Origin of the sequence: Stieleria neptunia (assembly GCF_007754155.1) — a bacterium.
GTDB classification, from domain to species: domain Bacteria; phylum Planctomycetota; class Planctomycetia; order Pirellulales; family Pirellulaceae; genus Stieleria; species Stieleria neptunia.
This window is the reverse complement of record NZ_CP037423.1, coordinates 8,914,197-8,933,681: the sequence shown is the minus strand read 5'-3', so window position 1 is coordinate 8,933,681 and position 19,485 is coordinate 8,914,197. Positions and strand designations below refer to the sequence as shown.

Sequence of the window (19,485 nt, the reverse complement as noted above, 5' to 3'; positions counted from 1 at the left end):
GTAGCCCATCTCGGGTCTCGGAAAACTACAGCAGTTTGGCGAACTGCTTGAAGGTTTTCGTGTTGGCGACGTCGGCTTTGGTCAGGCCTCCGCGGCGGGCTTGTTTGATGCCGTATTGCATCACGTCCAGGCCGTCGAGGGTGTGCGCGTCGGTGCTGATGACGATCGGGATGCCCAGCTTTTTCGCGGCCGCCAAGTGCACGTCGTTGAGGTCCAGGCGGGCCGGGTTGGCGTTGAGTTCCATCAGGGTGCCACCCGCCGCGGCGGCTTTCATCACCGCATCCATGTCGACGTCATAGGGCGGGCGTCGATTGATCAGTCGGCCGGTCGGGTGGGCGATGCAGTCGACGTGTTCGTTTTCGATCGCGCCGAGAATCCGTTCGGTGATTTTCTCGCGCGGTTGACGTTGTCCATAGTGGACGCTGGCCAACACCCAATCGGCTTCGGCCAGGACATCGTCGGGTAAATCCATGCCGCCGGATTCCAGGATGTCGCATTCGATGCCTTTCAGGATCACCAGTTTCCCTTCGTACTCCGGCCGGATTTCATCGATCATCGCCCACTGGTCGCGCAAGCGATCGGCGTCCAGCCCCATCGCCATCGTCACACGTTTGCTGTGGTCGGTGATCGCGATGTACTTCAGCCCCCGCGCGATCGCGGCGTCGGCCATTTCGCGGATCGTGTTCTGGCCGTCCGTTGCCGTGGTGTGCATGTGCAAGTCGCCGCGAATGTCGTCTTGCGTGATCAGTTCGGGAAGCTCTCCGGCGGCGGCCAGTTTGAATTCGTTGCGGTCTTCGCGCAGTTCCGGAGCGATCCACGGCAGACCGATCGCAGCGTAGACATCCTCTTCGGTGGCGCCGGCGATTTGCGTTTCATCTTCGACGCGGAACACGCCGTACTCGTTGATTTTCAGTCCCTTGTCTTTGGCGATCCGCCGCGTGTGCACGTTGTGGGCTTGCGATCCGGTGAAGTACTGCAGCGCCGCGCCGAACTGGTTGGCATCGACGCATCGCATGTCGACTTGGAACGCTTTGCCGACGCGGATCGAAATCTTGGTGTCGCCGCGGGCGATCGTTTGTGATCGGTCGCCGTAGGCTTCCAGGTGATCCATTGCGGCGTCGCGATCGGAGGCGACAGCCAACAGGTCCAGGTCGCCGATGGTTTCGCGTCCGCGTCGGTAGGATCCGGCCCACTGCATGGTCTCGATCGCCGGGCACGATTCCATGTGTCGGCCGATCGATTGCGCCAACGCGTCGCCTTCGGCCCAGCGGATTCGCTCGGCGGCTTGTTCGGCAATCGACAAACCGTCCAAGATTGCTTGGGCCGTTTTTTCGCCAAAACCCTTGATCTTGGCGACGGAGCCGGATTCGCACGCGGCGCGAAGGTCGGCGAGTGAATCGATGTCGAGTTCCTTCTGCAGCTTGGCCGCTTTCTTGGCACCCAGACCTGGCACCCGCGCCATTTGGATCAGAACCTCGGGGACCTCTTCTCGAAGCTTTTCCAGTTGGGGCAGCGAGCCGGTTTGCAGCAGCGTTTCGGTTTTCTCGGCAAGTGTTTTTCCGATGCCGGCCAGGTCGCTTAACTTTCGATTCGGATCGGCGACGATGTCGGCCACCGATTCGTCCAGGTCGCGGATGGCTTTGGCGCCCTGCGTGTACGCCCGGATGCGAAACGGGTTTTCGCCCTTGAATTCAAGCAGTTCCGCGAGTTCGTCGAAAACGTTTGCGATGGTGGCATTGTCCATCGTTGCGTGACCTTCCGCTTCAGGGGAGATGGTTTGGAATCGTGCGACCGCAGCACGTCGGGGCTTCCAATCAGAACGTTAGCGGATGTCCTCGGCCGGATCGACCGGGTGCGCGCGACGAACTTCTGTCGGGGAGAGCCCGTGGGATCCGCGTCCAGGGATTCAGCAACCGTTGGTGTTTAGCCTTTAGGCGATTCCCGGTCGCTGCATCGCAGCGACGGGGCATCGCCCCAAGAGACCGTAGGGCTAGCGCGAAACGCGACAAATCTGAATGACCTGACCGAATGGGTGAGAGGTGGTCGGCGGAGGGGGGTACGACGTCCTTTCTAGGTCGTCGCGCAGAGCCCCACGGGCGACGGCCCGGAAGGGCCATCGTACATCAGAAAAGCGATCGCCTTAAGCTGGACGGTCTCTAAAGAATGCACACCAACACTCTTGCTGGTGCCATTCGGGTCACGCACCCAAAACTCAAAAGTTGACGCACCGCTAGCGTGCCGGCAGCCAACCGCCGCTGTCGCGTTGGACGGGGGCCGGGCGTCGCGGCGTCGCGGGCGTCGTTGTGATCGCCGGAGTGGTCTCTTCCCAAGCCGTGTCATCCCAAGCAGCGACTTGCCGTACGTTTTGGTGTCGCGTGGTCGCTTCGCGGACGGGGACGCTGACTCGCGGCCGTGTCGTGCTGCGAGAGGAGGCCGATGATTCGGTGTTGCGAAACAGTGCCGAGGGGTCGGCACCACGAGCCGACGGAGCCGGCAGCGGTGGGGCTTGGAAGGGTTGCGTGCTAGGCGGCTGGACCACACGCCGTGTCGGGGCTGGTTCGCGACTTGGAGCCGTCCCGGCCTGTGGGTTCGTCAGACTCATCGGGCCCGTCATCGTTGGCGGCCCGGAGGGAACACCGATCGGTCGCAGGGTGCTCAGTTGAGACTCGCCGGATTCCGAGTCGGATGCCGGGGGCGAGAGTGGTTTGGCCATCGAGGGCGGCGTTCGCGTCGTGAACTGTTCGCTGTGGCTGAACCGGCCGCTCGGATCCGGGGTTCGCATCTGCCGCGTCACCGGCGGGTCCAACTGGATCGCGGGACGATTCGGGTCGTCCGCCGCATCGCCGTCGCTTTGGCCGGGATCGGATGGAGTGTTTCCGTAGGGGTACAGGTCGTCTCCGTAGCCATCCGTGTCATAGGAATCGTCCAGGTATCCGTTGTCCGACGGCGCTGCATTGGACGAACCGTTCAGCGGCGGACGGCCGGATTCCAGTTCCGGTCGTCCCACCGGATCGTCGTCTGCATTTCCGGTGGCATTGCCGGACGCGCCACCGGTCAGCGGTGCCGCATTGGGGTAGCCGGCATCGGGCATCGTCGAGGGGATCGTCGTGATGCCCGGAGCGCCGGGGGCGAATTGTCCGCCCACTTGACCGATGCCGCTCGATGGCGGAGCGAAGCTGCCGGGGGTTCCGGCCAGGGGGAACGAGGATGACGGTGACGTGTTGCCCAGCATCGGGGTCGAGCAGGCGCCGGGGCTGGTTTGCAGCGTCGTGGTTCCGGGTTGAAGCGGCAGCGACGAGTTGTAGGGCACGCGTTGCAGTTGCTGGACATAGGAGCTGCACGGTTGTTGAACCGTGACGGTCGTTCCGGTGGTCGGGTCGACCATCGTTGCAGGTCGGTAATAGGTGATCGGCGCCCGGTAGTACGACGTGGTGTAGTTGGTGTTCCGACCCAGCAATGAGTTGAAGAACCTTGCCAGACCCGATCCGAAGCGGCGTGGCGGCTGCGGTCCCACCGGCACGAGCGGCGCGTAGGTCGCGGGCGCGGCGTTGTAGGTGACCGGCGCGACGCCGGTGGGATAATTGGACGTGTAGACCGGCGTCGGCGTGATCGGGTTGACGCCGGCGGTGCCGCGCAACGTACTGCTGATCGGGACGCGGTTGGCCGTCGTGTAGGGTTGCGTGTAGGTCTGGCCCGACACGATCGGCAAGCGGTACGCGTTGGTCGTTTGTGGCGCGATGGTCGTCGTCGGTGCGTAACGGGTGATCGGCAGTCGCTGGGCGGAATACTGTGGCGAGCCGTATTGCGGCGTCGAGTTGACCGGCATGCCCGTGTAGACCGACGGGTTGTCAAACGATTGGACGGTCGTCATTGCCGAGACGGCGGTCAGGGGCGCGTTGTAGGCCGGGCGTTGGGCCTGGACGACGCCGGAGCGGAACGGCGCGGGTGTGATCGGCGCCGTGCTCACCTGGGTTCCGACGACCGGGGTTCCGGCGACCGGGGTTCCGGCGACCGGGGTTCCGGCGACCGGGTAGGCATAGGGGTAGTTGGCGGTGTAGGTCGCCGATCGGCCGAACAGCCAATCCAAGCAGCCGGCTTGGCAGGCGTCGGCTCCGCAGAGCGACGCGAGCGAGACGGCGATGGTGGTGGTCAGGGTGCGAAGGGGCAGTCGGCCAGTCGACATGCGACGATATCCGTGAACGGCGTTTGGGGGCGAGTCAATCGTTTGGGGGGATCTCGGTTGCGGAAAGTCCACAGCGTTCCCGGAGAAGTGGACGCCGCAGATGGTCTTGGGTCAATGTTTGGATGACCCCAGTTGGCGAGTTGGAAAGCGATTCGGGCGGGCGTTTGACGGTCGTAACGGGATTGGGGGATCTCGGGCGCGAACGTGCGACAGTTGCGGCCGCCGGGGCTCTGCGGGGGGGCTCTGTCCGAGCGACATTCTCGGCGGCTTTTCGGTTTGGGGCCTTCTGCCAACGTGGCACGAGCGTTAATCTCTCCGGCCCCGCTGCGAATTTCGTGGCCCGCCCCATTTTTTGCTCCCCAACGGCGTTTCTTCGCAGTTGCGATGGGAGAGAACGGAGGAGTCGGGCATTTTTTGCAGGGCAAAGGCCGGCTTGGCACGCCGGTTGCTATCCGTGGCGGTCATTCAGCGGAACTGTCATTCCGTCGCCGAATTTGATTTGCGTCGCCTGCCACCGGGGGCGCGAGAGCAGTCCAGCCGCACCACGGTTGGATCTGGGCGACGGAGCGAATCCGCCTGCACGAAACACTTCCGGCGCAAACGGTCGCCGGTCCAATCCATTTCCCCCTTATTGATCACCTCGGCAGACGTGCCGGCTCGGTTGAGCCGCACCGCGTCCGGTCCGGGGTGCGTTGTAAACCACAGGAGAAACAACGTCGTGGCAAAGCAAATCGTTTTCGACGACGACGCCCGCGGGCCACTGTTGGCCGGCGTCAGTAAACTGGCGCGAGCCGTCAAGAGCACGCTCGGTCCACGCGGCCGGAACGCGGTGCTCGACAAAGGCTGGGGATCGCCCAAAGTGACCAAAGACGGTGTGACCGTCGCCGAAGATATCGAGTTGGATGACCCCTTCGAAAACTTGGGGGCGCAGCTGGTCAAAGAGGCTGCCAGCAAGACCAACGATGTCGCCGGTGACGGGACCACGACTGCGACCGTGTTGGCCGAAGCGATCTTTCGCGAAGGGCTGAAGATGGTCGCCACCGGCGCCGATCCGATGGCTCTCTCGCGTGGGATCAGCAAGGGTGTGGAGGCTGCGGCGGCGCAAATCAAAAAGCTCGCCAAGCCCGTCAATGAAAAGAGCAAGAGTGAGATCAAGCAGATCGCCACGATCGCCGGGAACAACGACCCGACCATCGGTGACGTCCTCGCCAACGCCTTCACCAAGGTCGGCAAGAACGGTGTCATCACCGTCGAAGAAGGCCGCTCGAACGAAACCTATGTCGACATCGTCGAGGGCATGCAGTTCGATCGCGGCTTCCTGTCGCCGCACTTCGTCACCAACCAGGACGAAGTGTCGGTCGAGTTGGAAGACTGCTACGTGTTGTTGTTTGAAGAGAAGATCAGCAACAACAAAAAAATGATTCCGCTGTTGGAAGCGATCAGCAAGGAAAAGAAACCCTTGCTGGTGATCGCCGAAGACGTCGAAGGCGAAGCGTTGGCGACGTTGGTCGTCAACAAGATGCGCGGTATCATCTCGGCCGCTGCCGTCAAGGCACCCGGTTACGGCGACCGTCGCAAAGCCATCTTGGGCGACATCGCGGCGTTGACCGGCGGCAAAGCGATCTTCAAGGATCTCGGAATCGACCTGGAAAGCGTCAAACTGTCCGATCTGGGGCGTGCCAAAAAGATCCGCATCACCAGCGACGCGACCACCATGGTCGGTGGCGCCGGCAAGAAGTCGGACATCGATGGACGCGTCGAGCAAATCCGACGTGAGATCGAGCAAACCGACAGCGACTACGATCGCGAGAAACTGCAAGAGCGTTTGGCCAAGCTGGCCGGCGGTGTGGCCCAGATCAACGTCGGTGCCGCAACCGAAACGGAAATGAAAGAACGCAAGGCGCTGATCGACGACGCCCGCGCGGCAACCCAAGCGGCTCTCGAAGAAGGCATCGTTCCCGGCGGCGGCACGACCCTGCTGCGGTGCCGAGCCGCGGTGGAAAAGCTCGAGAAATCGATCGAAGGCGACGAGTCGCTCGGCGTTCGGATCATCCGCAACGTGCTCGACCAACCGCTGCGTGCGATCGCCAACAACGCCGGACTCGACGGAGCCGTCGTGGTCAATCGCGTCTTGCAACTCAAGGGCAAGACCGAAGGCTATGACGCCAACGCGGAAAAGTATTGCGACCTGTTGGACGCCGGGATCGTCGATCCGGCCAAGGTGGTACGGACGTCACTGGCCAATGCGGCCAGCGTCGCCGCACTGTTGCTGACGACCGAGTCGCTGGTCACCGAAATCCCCGTCGAAGAAGAAGAAGGCGGTGGCGACCATCACCATGATCACGGCATGGGCGGCGGAATGCCGGGCATGGGCGGCATGGGTGGCGGAATGCCGGGTATGGGTGGCATGGGCGGTATGGGTGGCATGCCGGGCATGATGTAACCCGGCGGCCGGTCGCAGGTTCAGCGGGCGGTGGTGTCGCGATCGACACACTGCCCTGCCCTTCCCTGCTCTGCCCCACTTGAACGACGCCGCATAGCGGAAACCCGCACAACCGAAATTCTCAGCGGAAACTCTCGGCGGCGTCGCGATCGCAAGCGAAACAATTCAATCACACACCTTTCGAAATCACAACTAATCATGGCAAAACCAAAACTGCGTCCGCTCGATGACCGAGTCGTTGTTCAACCCGTCGAAGCTGAAACGACCACCGCCGGTGGAATCGTGCTTCCCGATTCGGCCAAGGAAAAGCCGCAACGCGGCACGATCGTCGCCGTCGGCCCCGGCAAGCTGCTCGAAAGCGGCAGCCGCGGCACGCTCAGCGTCGACGTCGGCGACACGGTGATCTACGGAAAGTACGGCGGAAGCGACATCGAGGTCGATGGACAAGAGATGAAGATCCTTCGCGAGAGCGACATCCTGGCAAAGGTCCTGTAGTGACACCCGCGACTGCCTGCCCTGCCCTGCCCCGCGCCGACGCGGCGGCAGGACGTTCGGCGGGCCGAGTCCAGGTGTTTTTGGATGCGTTCATTCAGCACTCGTTTACATTGATTGAGGAATCCTCTCGTGGCTAAACAACTCCTATTCGAAGACCACGCACGCGCACGCATGCTGGCCGGCATTGACAAACTGGCCGACGCCGTCGCGGTGACGATGGGCCCGACCGGCCGCAACGTCATCATCGACAAATCGTTCGGCGGACCGACCGTGACCAAAGATGGTGTCACGGTGGCAAAAGAAATCGAACTCGAAGACCGTTTCGAGAACATGGGTGCGAAGCTGGTCATCGAAGTCGCTCAGAAAACGAGTGACTTGGCCGGTGACGGCACGACCACCGCGACCGTGCTCGCCCGGGCCATCTTCAAAGAAGGCCTTCGCAACATCGTCGCGGGAAGCAATCCCGCCGCGATCCGTCGTGGGATCGATAAAGCCGTCCAAGCGGCTTGCGACCAGTTGCACGAAATCGGCCGTCCGGTTCAGGACAAGGCGGAAGTCGCCAACGTCGGCGCGATCAGTGCCAACAACGACAACGAGATCGGCAGTCTGTTGGCCGACGCGCTCGAACGCGTCGGGAAAGACGGTGTGATCACGGTCGAAGAAGGCAAATCGCGAACGACCGAAGTCAACTATGTCGACGGGATGCAGTTCGACAAGGGATACATTTCCCCGTACTTCATCACCGATCCCGGCACGATGGAAGCGAACCTGGAAAACGCGTTGGTGCTGCTGTATGAAAAGAAAATCAGCAACATCCGCGACCTGGTTCCGTTGCTGGAGAAAACGGCTCAAACCGGCCAGCCGTTGTTGATCATTTCCGAAGACGTCGACGCCGAAGCATTGACGTTGCTGGTGGTCAACAAGCTGCGTGGCACGTTGAACGTCTGTGCCGTCAAGGCACCCGGGTTTGGCGATCGCCGCAAGGCGATGCTGGGTGACATCGCGACGCTGACCGGCGGAACGTTGATCAGCGAAGACCTCGGGATTCAGCTGGAAAACGTCACGCTGGAACAACTCGGTCGCGCCAAGAACGTGACGGTCGACAAGGGCAGCACCACGATCATCGAAGGCGGCGGAAAACGCAGCGACATCGATCAGCGTGTGGCCCAAATTCGGGCTCAAATCGAGCAGACCGACAGCGATTACGACAAAGAAAAGTACCAAGAGCGATTGGCCAAGCTGGCCGGTGGCGTTGCGGTTGTCAGCGTCGGTGCCGAGACCGAAGCCGAGATGAAGCAAACCAAGGCGCGTTTGGAAGACGCCTTGCACGCGACTCGTGCGGCCGTCGAAGAAGGCATTCTGCCCGGCGGCGGCGTCGCCTTGGTGCGTTGTGCCGAAGCGGTCCAGGCGGCCAAGTCGAAGGCCAAGGGCGACGAGAAGATCGGCGTCGAAATCGTGCTCCATGCACTCAGCGCCCCGATGAAGCAAATCGCCGACAACGGCGGGATCGACGGAAGCGTGGTGGTCGATGAGGTGAGCCAAAAGGACATCAACATCGGGTACAACGCCCACACCGGTCAGTACGGCGACATGTACAAAGCCGGCGTCATCGACCCGGTCAAAGTGGTGCGAACGGCGTTGACCAACGCCGGCAGCATCGCCGGTTTGTTGCTGACGACCGAAGCACTGGTCACGAACTTTGAACAGGAAGACAAAGACCGACTTCCTGTCGAAGGCGTGGTCGCGTAGCCGACCCCGGAGACTTGCATTTACAACAGCGGGTCGCTGCCTAACCATCGGCATGCGGCCCGCTTTTTTGTCCGATCCTCATGCGACGTGGCGGCGTCGCCACCCCAACGGCATGTGCCGTGGTTGATGATGAGCGAAAAGCAATGTTATTACGAAATCCTTGGTGTCGACCGGGGTGCTGGCAAAACCGAGATCGATCGCGCCTATCGAAAGCTGGCGATCAGGTACCATCCCGATAGCAGTAAAGCCGAAGACGCCGTCGAGCGTTTTAAAGAGGCATCGGAGGCTTACGAGGTCTTGAGTGATGCCGACAAACGCGCTCGCTATGACCGTTTCGGGCACGCCGGCGTGGATGGGGCGCAGAGCCAGTTTAACGACGTCGAGGACATCTTCGAAGCCTTCGGAGAGATGTTCGGTGGCGGCGGCATGTTCGGCGATTTGTTCGGCGGACGCGGCGGCGGCGGTGGCCGGCGGCGGCGAGCACGGCGCGGTGCCGACATCCGCTGCAACGTCACGTTGACCTTGGATGAAGCCGCCAAGGGCGTCAGCAAAGATCTCTCGTTTCGTCGCAACGTCGGTTGCAAGACCTGTGCCGGCAGCGGTGCAGCCCCCGGCAGTCAGCCAGAGACCTGTGCGACCTGCGGTGGACGCGGGCAAGTGGTGCAGTCGGCCGGGATTCTGCGGGTGCAAACCGCCTGTCCCCATTGCGGCGGTGCCGGGCAACAGATCAGCCAACCCTGTAGCGATTGTCACGGCAGCGGATTGCAGTCCGAGAAGGCCGAACTGACGGTCGAGATTCCCGCCGGTGTCGACGACGGGATGCGGGTGCGTGTGCAAGGTGAAGGCGAAGCGAGTCCCGACGGCGGCCCGCCCGGGGATTGCTATTGTTTTATCACCGTCAAAGAGCACGAGCTGTTCAAACGCGACGGCAGCAGTTTGATCCTGCAGCTGCCGATCTCCTACAGCCAGGCCGCCCTGGGCGCCGAGATCGAGATCCCGACGCTCGATGGCCCTGAGAAATTGCGGATCGAGCCGGGCACGCAGAACGGCGAAGTGTTCACCGTTCGCGGCAAGGGCGTGGTCGATCCCCGCGGCGGCCGAGTCGGCGATTTGTTGGTGCAGGTCTTCATCGAGGTCCCCAAGCACCTGTCCGCAGAGCAGGAAGAGCTGTTGCGGAAACTGGCCGATCTGGATTCCGAATCCGTGTTGCCGCATCGGAAAACATTTCTCGAAAAGGTAGCGGACCTGTTTTAGGTCATTTTGTAACGTTCATTTAATCTGCGATTGCAAATCATGAATACTGACGGAAAGACAGAACTGGAAAACGACATCCCGTCCAGTGAAGACGTCTCGGCAGCCGAGCAGCAAACGACCGACGAAGCGTTTCTCGATGAGTCGGTCGCCGATGCGCCGCCGACGCGCGATGAGGAAATGGAGCAGTTGCGAACGGCCGCCGCCGAAGCCGACAAGCGTGTCTTGCAGGCTCAAGCCGAAGCCGAAAATTTCCGCAAGCGGATGCGGCGGGATTTCGAAGATCAGGTCAAATTCGCCTCCACCGATTTGATCGTCGACCTGTTGCAGGTCCGCGATAACTTGAGCCGTGCGATCGACGCGGCACAGTCGGGCGAGCAAGGCAGCGGCTTGTTGGAGGGCGTTGCCATGGTGATCAAGCAGATGGATGACGTGCTCGGCAAGCACGGCGTCGTCCAAATCCCGGCCGAAGGCGAAGTCTTTGACCCGAATGTACACGAAGCGATTTCGCAGATCCCCAGCGACGTCGAAAGCGGCAAAGTGGCACACGTGGCCGTTTGTGGATTCAAACTGCACGATCGCGTGATCCGGCCCAGCCAAGTCGTCGTCAGCACCGGCCCCGCCTAACGCTTCGTCAGCAGCGTTGGTGTGAAGGCTTTAGCCGCCCCGCTGTCGCTGCATCGCAGCGACCAGGAATCGCTTCAAGGTTAGACACACTCAAAACACTAACCAAAAGTTTGGTTTTGCAATTCATCTATCATTGGAATCACATCGATGCCGACCTATGACTACGAATGCGGTGCCTGCGGACACGAAATGGAACTGTTCCAAGGCATCAACGATCCGGTCAAGAAGAAGTGCCCGGAGTGCGGTAAATTGAAACTGAAGCGGTTGTTCGGCAGCGGTGCCGCGATCGTGTTCAAGGGCAGCGGTTTTTATCAAACCGATTATCGCAGCGAGGGCTACAAGAAGGCTGCCAAGGCGGACAAGAAGTCGACCGAGTCGAAGTCCGAGTCCAAGTCCGGCGATTCGAAATCCAAGCCGAGTGGCAAGTCGAAATCGGGCGACTGAGCCCGATCGTCGAACGCTCTCCCCGAGGTTTAGCATGCCGCACCAGTTGTCCACGCGCCGATTGTTTGCCGAACGTTCGGCCGTGTTGGTGATCGATTTTCAAGAGAAACTGGTTCCGGTCGTCCCCTCCGGTGAGGACGCGGTGCAGTTCACCGAGTCGTTGCTGGCAGCGGCGGAGTTGTTGGAGATTCCCTCGGCGGCGACCGTGCAATACCCAAAAGGGCTTGGCGGATTGGTCGAGCCGCTCGATGGCCGGTTTCCCAACGCCGAAGAGAAGCTGGATTTCTCGTCCGCGGTTTGCCGCCGCGAGCTGGACGCGTGGATTGCCGCCGGACGCGACCAGATTCTGATCTGCGGGATCGAAACCCACGTCTGCGTCTTGCAGACGGTGCTGGATCTGGTCGAAGAAGGGCTGCATCCGGTCGTTGTCGCCGAGGCGGTTGCGGCGCGCGGGGGATGGGAACATGAACTGGCGATCGAGCAGATGCGTTCGCTGGGCGTGACGATCACCAGTTTAGAATCGGTCCTGTTCCAGTGGCTCGGCACCGCCGATCATCCCCAATTCAAAGCGATCAGCCGGATCGTGAAAGGGTTGTAGTCGGAGGTCAGCGCAGTGCCACTTCTGGGAAACATTGGCTAGCGGCACGGCGCGAGCCCTCCGAGGCTGACACGCTGAAACCGGACGGCTCGCGGTCTGTCGTTTTTGTGAGCCGCGACGCGTAAGCGGCCGGGCACTCAGACGCAGCCCGAGGCCTCACGGCCAGCGGCTCACCGTTGACTCAGCAGATCCCGACTAAATCGACAGCCCGCTCGCGCCGTTCCGCTACAACGGTGCTTCACATCGCGGCCCTTTCTGGGGGGGGCAGTGATCATCGTTCCGGCGAACATTTCGTTGACATCGGGATGGCCACGCGATAGCCTTAAGGGGTCGATCGTCTACACTGAACCGGGCCTAATGTTGCGTCATCTCTGTCTACTCCTTCTTGTCCTCTTCACGGCGAGCGTGCTGACGTCGCGCCGTGCCGATGCAAGTTGTGGCGATTGGTTGGCCCATCCGGATGATGTTTCGATGTCACCGCACGCGATGTCACAGCAGGGTGGCGACGTTGTCGACGAACCCTCGGCTCCGCGATCGTGTGACGGTCCGTTGTGTCGGCAGTCACCTTCTGGGCCGAGTGTGCCCCCGTTACCGCCGGCGACCCAGGTCCAACGTGACCATCACGACGCGGTTTGCCCGTCGGATCACCGCCCCCAGCCGGAATTGTTCCCGGTGCGGTTTGGTCGCGACGATTCTTTGATCCTTCCTAGCGGTCACGCGCACCCGATCGAGCGACCTCCCCAGGCCTAGTTCGTTCGTCGTCGCTAACGTCAAACCGCCGGCATCTTGTTTTGCCGACGGTCGGTCTGTTGGAGAGTGGGATAGGATTCCAGCCTGTCGCTGCTGAACAGATAGGCTGGAAGTCTATCCCAAGTTCTCCCGCCCGCGCAGCGCGATCCATTGCGACGATCGATGGTGTGACGTTGGACCGAAGCCTGTGAACGGTTTCGGTCAGGTCGCGATGATTCCCGCGCGGCGGGGATCGACGCCCTGTGTTGTAGTCAATCAATCTCGCTAGGAAATATTCGATGTCATCCGTTGCTTCGGGCACCGCCTCCGCGGTGCCGCGCAAGAAGTACGTCCGCGCCGTCGGCCCACGTCTTCGGAAGTTGCTTTATTTTATTTTTGTTCTTGTTGCTCTGCTGTTCGCCAACTCCGGTTATCTGGCCATCGTCACGTTGATGGAGTGGTTGCGCGACGAAACCTACCAGGATTTCTATTACCAATACATGTTCCTGGCCCATTTGGTGCTGGGGCTGATCTTGATTTTGCCGCTGGTGATTTTTGGGTTCGTGCACCTGTGGAACACCAAGAACCGCCGCAACCGACGGGCGGTGCGGATCGGCTATGCCTTGTTTGCCGCCAGCTTATTGATTCTCGCGACGGGACTGTTGCTGGTGCGGATCGGCGGGTTCGATCTCAAGCAACCCGTCGCCCGCAACACCGTGTATTGGTTGCACGTGGCATGCCCGTTGGCGGCCGTTTGGCTGTACTGGTTGCATCGGCTGGCCGGGCCACGGATCAAATGGCGGATCGGAATGACGTTTGCCGGTGTCGCCGGTGTCGCGATCGCGGCGATGGTGGTGTTGCAAATGCAGGACCCGCGACAGTGGAATGCCGTCGGACCGGAATCGGGAACGCAGTACTTTGAACCTTCGTTGGCGCGGACGGCCAGCGGCAACTTCATTCCCGCCGACGCGTTGATGAATGATGAGTATTGTTTGAAGTGTCATGCCGATATTCACAAGGACTGGAGCGACAGCGTTCACCGTTTCAGTTCCTTCAATAACCCGCCCTATTTCGCCAGTGTCAGTGAGACGCGGGAGGTGTCGCTGGAACGCGACGGATCGGTCCAGGCGTCCAGGTGGTGCGCCGGATGTCACGACCCGGTGCCGTTTTTCTCGGGCGCGTTTGACGACCCGAAGTTCGACATGTTGGAACACAAGACCGCCAGCGCCGGGATCACCTGCACGTCCTGTCACGCGATCACGAATGTCAACAGCGTGCGTGGCAATGCGGACTACACGATCGAGGAACCGCTGCATTATCCCTTTGCCAATAGCGACAATGCAGCGTTGCAGTGGATCAACAACCAGCTGGTCAAAGCCAAGCCGTCGTTTCACAAGAAGACGTTTCTAAAACCGTTCCACAAGACGGCTGAGTTCTGTTCGACGTGCCACAAGGTGCACTTGCCCGAGGCGCTCAATCACTACAAGGAATTTTTGCGCGGCCAAAACCACTACGATCCCTATCTCTTCAGCGGCGTCTCCGGCCACGGGGCGCGAAGTTTTTATTACCCGCCCAAAGCCGTGGACAATTGCAGCAAGTGTCACATGCCGTTGGTCGCCTCGGACGATTTTGGTGCCAAGATGTTTGATGACGCGACGGAGCTGAGTGTCCACGATCACCTGTTCCCATCGGCCAATACGGGGATCGCGTGGTTGCGCGATCGCGACGACATCATCGTCGCGCACCAAGAGTACTTGAAGGACGTGATGCGGGTCGACATTTTCGGGATCCGCGAGGAAGGGGAAATCGACGGAAAACTGACGGCGCCGTTGCGTCCCGAAGTGCCTGCGTTGAAGCCGGGCGAAACCTATTTGCTGGAAACGGTGATCCGAACCTTAAAACTGGGACACCTCTTCTCGCAGGGCACGGTGGATTCCAATGAGATCTGGCTGGACGTGACGGTGACCAGCGGCGATCGAGTGATCGGGCGTAGTGGAGCGATCAATCCACAGAATTACAACGAAGTGGATCCCTGGTCGCACTTTGTCAACGTGTTCATGTTGGACAAAGACGGCAACCGCATCGATCGGCGAAATCCGCAGAACATTTTCACGCCCTTGTACAACCATCAAATTCCGCCGGGTGCGGGACAGACGGTGCACTATGGGCTGACGATTCCAGATGACGTCACCGCGCCGATCAACGTCGAGTTGAAACTGCAGTACCGAAAGTTTGATCAACGGTACATGGACTTTGTGGCGAAGAAGAATGAGCAGTTCGGTCGGATCATTCGTGGCCACCAGCCGGGCCAGGAGTACACCAACGAGCTGCCGATCACCACGCTGGCGGTGGATTCGATCGTCTTTCCGGTCGACGGGATCGACCAGGACGTGGAAAACGCACCGCGTGACATCCCCGATTGGCAACGCTGGAACGACTATGGCATCGGTCTGTTATTGAAAGGCAAAGCGGAATTGCGTCAGGCCGAAGAGGCGTTCACCGAAGTCGAAAAGCTGGACCGTTATGACGGCCCGATGAACCTGGCCCGCGTGCTGAACTTGGAAGGGCGTTTGGACGAAGCCGTCGAAGCGCTCAACCGGGCCGAGAGCTACAGTGACACCGAGGGATTCCCACGTTGGACGTGGGCCTGGTTGTCCGGTGTGGTCAACTCGCAGCAAGGCCGACTCGTCGAAGCCGAGCAGAACTTGCGGAGCGTATTGGAAGACAACACCGAGGACATGCGACGTCGCGGATTTGATTTCAGTTTGGACATTGAAGTCATCAACACGTTGGGACAAACATTGTTCGATCAGGGGCGTACTTTTGATCGCCAGGAGGGTGTCCGTGCGTCCCTGGGGGAAGGCGAAGCAGTCGAGGAAAGCGAACGCATCTATAGGGAAGGGATTGCAAAGTTCGAGAAGATACTGGAAGTCGATCCCGAAAACGTGACGGCACTCTACAATTTGCAGCAGTTGTATGAGGCGTTGGGGGACACGAAAATGACAGCTCTATATCACTACAAGGAAGCGATTGAAAGGTTCAAAACGACCTTGCAAATCGATCCCGAAAACGTGACGGCACACCACAATTTGCAGCTGTTGTATGAGACGGTGGGGGGCACGGAGAACGCGACCTTACACCGCGAACTGCATCTTCGGTACAAGCCGGATGACAATGCCCAGGGCCGTGCCATCCGGCTGGCCCGCGAAAAGTATCCCGCGGCGAATCACGCGGCCGAGAAGGTCGTGATCTACTCGCTCGATCGCCATCTAAACCAACCCGAATCCGATGAAACGAAAGCGATTACCCGTCAAGAAGAAAAGGAGGCCACCGATGTCACATCCGCAGGCGGTAGAGATTGATCCCAAAGCAGTCGATGGTGAGGAAGAGGAGGTTCTCCGCGACGACGCCGAAATCGGCCGAGCGCTGCGGTGGTCGTTGCTGGCCCTCGTCGCACTGGTCGCCGTCGGCGGGGCACTCGTGTTTTATTTGTCACGGCCGGAGGCCGCACCACCGGTACGCGAATCCGAGCTGGCGACAGTCAGTATCCGCGAAATGCCCGACGTCCAGGTGCCGACGGTGCCCTTCACCGACATCACCGTACAGGTCGGAATCGAGTTTGTTCACAACAACGGCGCCGTCGGTGACAAACTATTGCCCGAGACGATGGGCGGGGGCACGGCGATCTTTGATTACGACAACGACGGCGATCAAGACATCTTGTTCATCAACAGCAAAGACTGGCCCTGGGATCCGCCGAGCGGGCGGACCGAGACCTCGATGCTGTATCGCAACGACGGCGATCAATTCGTTGATGTCAGCGAAGCATCGGGGTTAAACCTGTCTGACTATGCAATGGGTGTCGCGGTCGGGGACTATGACAACGATGATCATGTCGATGTGTTCATCACCGGCATCGGTCGGAACCATCTGTTTCGCAATCTCGGCGACGGGCGGTTTGACGACGTCACCGAAGCGGCTGGCGTGGGTGGCCAGGCGGATCGGTGGAGCACCAGCGCCGGTTGGTTCGATTACGACAACGACGGTGATCTGGATCTGTTCGTCTGTAACTACGTCGGCTGGAGCCGGGAGTACGATCAGTCCCAGAATTTTCAACTGGTCGGAGGCGGCAGAGCCTACGGGCGTCCGCAGAATTTTGAAGGCACCTATCCCTATCTGTACCGCAATGACGGTGACGGCACATTCACCGATGTGTCCGAGCAGGCCGGGGTTCAGATCCAGAATCAGTCGACCGGGGTGCCGTTGTCCAAATCGCTGGGACTGGCGTTTTGTGACTTTGACACCAACGGAACGTTGGACGTGATCGTCGCCAACGATACCGTGCAAAACCTGTTGCTCAGCAACGACGGTGAAGGCCATTTCAGCGAAGTCGGGGCGCTCACCGGAATCGCATTTGATTCCAGCGGCAACGCCCGCGGTGCAATGGGAATTGATGTCGCTTCGTTTCGTGGACGCAAAGCTCTCGCCGTCGCCATCGGAAACTTTTCCAACGAGATGACGGCGCTGTACGTGACCAAGTTGGGGCGGATGCAGTTTTACGACGAAGCCGTCTCGACCGGATTGGGCCCGAGCACGCGTTTATTGTTGACGTTCGGTTTGGTGTATCTGGATTGTGATCTAGATGGTCGATCGGACCTGTTCTGTGCCAACGGTCACTTGGAAGAGGACATCAACCGCGTGCAGCCGAGCCAGCATTACGAACAGCCGCCCCAGTTGTTCTGGAACGCCGGGCCGCAGCACGGGACGGAGTTTCTGGCGATGAACGAGATGCAGGTCGGTGCGGATTTGTTGCGACCGATGCCTGGCCGTGGCGCTGCGTATGCCGACATCGATCAGGACGGCGACTTGGATCTGTTGATCACAGCAACCGGCCGCGGTCCGCGTTTGTTGCGCAATGATCAACAGCTCGGCCATCATTGGCTGCGTTTGCGATTGAAAGGCGACGGGCGGCACTGCAATCGCGACGCGATCGGTTCGTGGGTCGAACTGACGGTGGGCGATCAGGTCATCCGTCAACAAGTGATGCCGACGCGAAGCTATCTTTCGCAAGTCGAGCTGCCGCTCACGTTCGGCCTGGGTACCGCCGATCGAGTCGATCGCATCGTCGTCCAGTGGGCCGACGGACTGCGCCAGGAACTGCAGCCGTTGGCGGTCGATCAAAGCCACGTGATCGAGCGACCGGCATCGGCGGTGACCCCGTAGGCTGCGGTCGATGGTTGTGAACGGATGCTTGTGATCTAGGCGGGGGACGCGTATTCTGCGTTTCCCGCCACGGTGAAGGTCGGACGACGCTGAACCGATGAGATGCATTTGTTAGCGGTAGGGCGCGAGCCCTCCGGTGTTTTGGCACCGAGGAGGAACCGGAGGGCTTGCGCCCTACCGCTAAAACATCATGAAACACAGGGAAGATACGTTTCACAGCGTTACCTGGCAGCGAGGGAGGGTGGCTTTGAATCCCAAACGACCTCGCGGCTCGGGGGCGTTGCCGCACCGATCGAAGCTCCCGTTCAACCCCAACGATGTCGATGGACAACCAGCAGCAACCAGCAGCGGCCTCGGACGATGCCGCGGTGGGCGGACCCGAGCGGCCCACCGCGATGCGCGAGATCAACTTTCGGCACAGTTCGAAATTTGTTCCGTTGCTTGAGCACCTCGGTTGTTCGTTATTGGTTTCGACCTATGCGGCGGGGAAAGTGGTCAGCGTCGGTGCCTGCGACGGTCAACTTCATTTGGGGTTTTCGAATTTTCAACAGGCGATGGGGATTGCACCGCCACGGCAGGCGTCGGATGCGATCGGGGTGAAGACGTCGTCGATCGCAGTCGGGGGGCCGAACGTGATTTGGTTTCTTCGCGATGGTGGATCGCTGGCACGCCAAGTCGACCCCGCGGGGACCTATGACCGAGCTTACCTGGCCCGAGAGTCGTTTGTGACGGGCAACATCCATGTGCATGAAATGCAGTGGGGGGCCGATGGCCAATTGTGGATCGTGAACACGTTGTTTTCGTGTCTGTCGACGTTGCACGAGGACTTTAATTTTGTTCCACGCTGGCAGCCCCCGTTCATCACGGAATTGGCGCCACAAGACCGTTGTCATCTCAACGGGATGGCGATGGAAGCGGGACGGCCCAAGTATGTCAGCGCGTTGGGAACAAGTGATGCGGCGCGAGGCTGGCGCGAACACAAGTCCGACGGCGGGGTGCTGATCGATGTGCCCAGTGGGCAGGTGGTCGCGGGCGGTTTCTGCATGCCCCATTCTCCGCGGTTGCATGACGGAAAGGTTTTCATGCTGGATAGTGGTCGGGGAAAACTGGTCACGGTCGATCCGCAAAGCGGCCAGGCCGAGGAGGTGGCGTCCTATCCGGGCTACGGACGGGGGTTGGCGTTCCATGGCCGGTACGCCTTTGTGGGGATGAGCCGGGCGAGAGAAACGTCGGTTTTCGGAGGGGTGCCGATTTGTCAGGATCGGGCCGCGATGCGCTGTGGCATTGTCGTGATCGACTGGGTGTCGGGGCAGAGTCTGGCGTTTCTGGAGTTCGAGAGCGGCGTCGAGGAACTGTTTGATGTGCAAGTGATTCAAAGCAGCAGGCGAACGGTGGTATGCGGTCCCTATCCACGAGAGGATCAGCAGTTGCCCGTATGGGTGGTGCCGCGTGGCGATCAAGTTGATGCGATCGTCGGTGGAGCGAGTGGCGATTGCGTTCAAAGAAAACGGACCTGCTGAGAAAACGGACCTGCTGAATCGTCCGATTTTGCGGCTTGGAACGTTCGGTTTGTTTATACTGCCACCCTTATCCTTCGGTGAAGTCAGATCAAATCGCCTTGGAGGCCGCGTCGGCCGCTACCGACGTCGCCTTCCATGGGGCCGTTTCCGGCTCAGCGTCAGCGCCGCAGCACGTCGGTGTGAACCCCTGCGGTTTGCTTCATCCTCCTCACGCTAAACCTCG

At 60.4% G+C, this 19,485-nt stretch carries 12 protein-coding genes; 10 read left to right on the top strand and 2 right to left on the bottom strand.

Translation table 11 applies throughout. The features are described 5' to 3' along the window. Nucleotides 1-25: 25 nt before the first annotated feature. Nucleotides 26-1,744, bottom strand: coding sequence for a DNA polymerase/3'-5' exonuclease PolX (polX, locus tag Enr13x_RS31140; protein WP_145390832.1), 1,719 nt, complete (start codon nucleotides 1,742-1,744; stop codon nucleotides 26-28). Nucleotides 1,745-2,230: 486 nt separating this feature from the next. Then, nucleotides 2,231-4,183: a hypothetical protein gene (locus Enr13x_RS31135; RefSeq protein ID WP_145390831.1), complete on the bottom strand. Its 1,953-nt coding sequence runs from the start codon at nucleotides 4,181-4,183 to the stop codon at nucleotides 2,231-2,233. A gap of 718 nt (nucleotides 4,184-4,901) precedes the next feature. Here Enr13x_RS31135 and groL (Enr13x_RS31130) point away from each other — a divergent pair. From groL (Enr13x_RS31130) to Enr13x_RS31085, 10 genes are all read left to right on the top strand, one after another. Beyond that, nucleotides 4,902-6,626, top strand: coding sequence for a chaperonin GroEL (gene groL, locus Enr13x_RS31130; RefSeq protein WP_145390830.1), 1,725 nt, complete (start codon nucleotides 4,902-4,904; stop codon nucleotides 6,624-6,626). A gap of 198 nt (nucleotides 6,627-6,824) precedes the next feature. Then, nucleotides 6,825-7,121 (top strand): co-chaperone GroES, encoded by a 297-nt coding sequence (gene groES / locus Enr13x_RS31125; protein WP_145219683.1) that lies wholly within the window; start codon nucleotides 6,825-6,827, stop codon nucleotides 7,119-7,121. A gap of 129 nt (nucleotides 7,122-7,250) precedes the next feature. Then, a complete protein-coding gene (gene groL / locus Enr13x_RS31120) occupies nucleotides 7,251-8,870 on the top strand; it encodes a chaperonin GroEL (protein ID WP_145390829.1) in 1,620 nt (539 codons plus the stop codon). Nucleotides 8,871-8,999: 129 nt separating this feature from the next. Continuing rightward, a complete protein-coding gene (gene dnaJ / locus Enr13x_RS31115) occupies nucleotides 9,000-10,124 on the top strand; it encodes a molecular chaperone DnaJ (protein WP_145392787.1) in 1,125 nt (374 codons plus the stop codon). Nucleotides 10,125-10,163: 39 nt separating this feature from the next. Beyond that, nucleotides 10,164-10,748 (top strand): nucleotide exchange factor GrpE, encoded by a 585-nt coding sequence (grpE, locus tag Enr13x_RS31110; protein WP_145390828.1) that lies wholly within the window; start codon nucleotides 10,164-10,166, stop codon nucleotides 10,746-10,748. A gap of 147 nt (nucleotides 10,749-10,895) precedes the next feature. Beyond that, on the top strand, nucleotides 10,896-11,192 hold the full coding sequence (locus tag Enr13x_RS31105; protein ID WP_145390827.1) for an FmdB family zinc ribbon protein: 297 nt from the start codon (nucleotides 10,896-10,898) through the stop codon (nucleotides 11,190-11,192). A 34-nt stretch (nucleotides 11,193-11,226) separates the two neighbouring features. Beyond that, on the top strand, nucleotides 11,227-11,790 hold the full coding sequence (locus tag Enr13x_RS31100; protein WP_145390826.1) for an isochorismatase family protein: 564 nt from the start codon (nucleotides 11,227-11,229) through the stop codon (nucleotides 11,788-11,790). Between the two features lie 1,028 nt (nucleotides 11,791-12,818). Further along, nucleotides 12,819-15,881, top strand: coding sequence for a tetratricopeptide repeat protein (locus Enr13x_RS31095; RefSeq protein WP_145390825.1), 3,063 nt, complete (start codon nucleotides 12,819-12,821; stop codon nucleotides 15,879-15,881). After that, complete coding sequence (locus Enr13x_RS31090; protein WP_145390824.1) at nucleotides 15,853-17,742, top strand: CRTAC1 family protein; 1,890 nt, start codon at nucleotides 15,853-15,855, stop codon at nucleotides 17,740-17,742. Before Enr13x_RS31095 ends, Enr13x_RS31090 begins: the two co-directional genes overlap by 29 nt. Nucleotides 17,743-18,059: 317 nt before the next feature. Then, on the top strand, nucleotides 18,060-19,262 hold the full coding sequence (locus Enr13x_RS31085; protein ID WP_197455476.1) for a TIGR03032 family protein: 1,203 nt from the start codon (nucleotides 18,060-18,062) through the stop codon (nucleotides 19,260-19,262). Nucleotides 19,263-19,485: the final 223 nt, after the last annotated feature.

Coding starts and splice junctions, on each gene's coding strand:
- polX (WP_145390832.1), bottom strand. CDS start 1,744: ATGGACAATGCCACCATCGCAAACGTTTTCGACGAACTCGCGGAACTG.
- Enr13x_RS31135 (WP_145390831.1), bottom strand. CDS start 4,183: ATGTCGACTGGCCGACTGCCCCTTCGCACCCTGACCACCACCATCGCC.
- groES (WP_145219683.1), top strand. CDS start 6,825: ATGGCAAAACCAAAACTGCGTCCGCTCGATGACCGAGTCGTTGTTCAA.
- dnaJ (WP_145392787.1), top strand. CDS start 9,000: ATGAGCGAAAAGCAATGTTATTACGAAATCCTTGGTGTCGACCGGGGT.
- grpE (WP_145390828.1), top strand. CDS start 10,164: ATGAATACTGACGGAAAGACAGAACTGGAAAACGACATCCCGTCCAGT.
- Enr13x_RS31105 (WP_145390827.1), top strand. CDS start 10,896: ATGCCGACCTATGACTACGAATGCGGTGCCTGCGGACACGAAATGGAA.
- Enr13x_RS31100 (WP_145390826.1), top strand. CDS start 11,227: ATGCCGCACCAGTTGTCCACGCGCCGATTGTTTGCCGAACGTTCGGCC.
- Enr13x_RS31095 (WP_145390825.1), top strand. CDS start 12,819: ATGTCATCCGTTGCTTCGGGCACCGCCTCCGCGGTGCCGCGCAAGAAG.
- Enr13x_RS31090 (WP_145390824.1), top strand. CDS start 15,853: ATGTCACATCCGCAGGCGGTAGAGATTGATCCCAAAGCAGTCGATGGT.
- Enr13x_RS31085 (WP_197455476.1), top strand. CDS start 18,060: ATGTCGATGGACAACCAGCAGCAACCAGCAGCGGCCTCGGACGATGCC.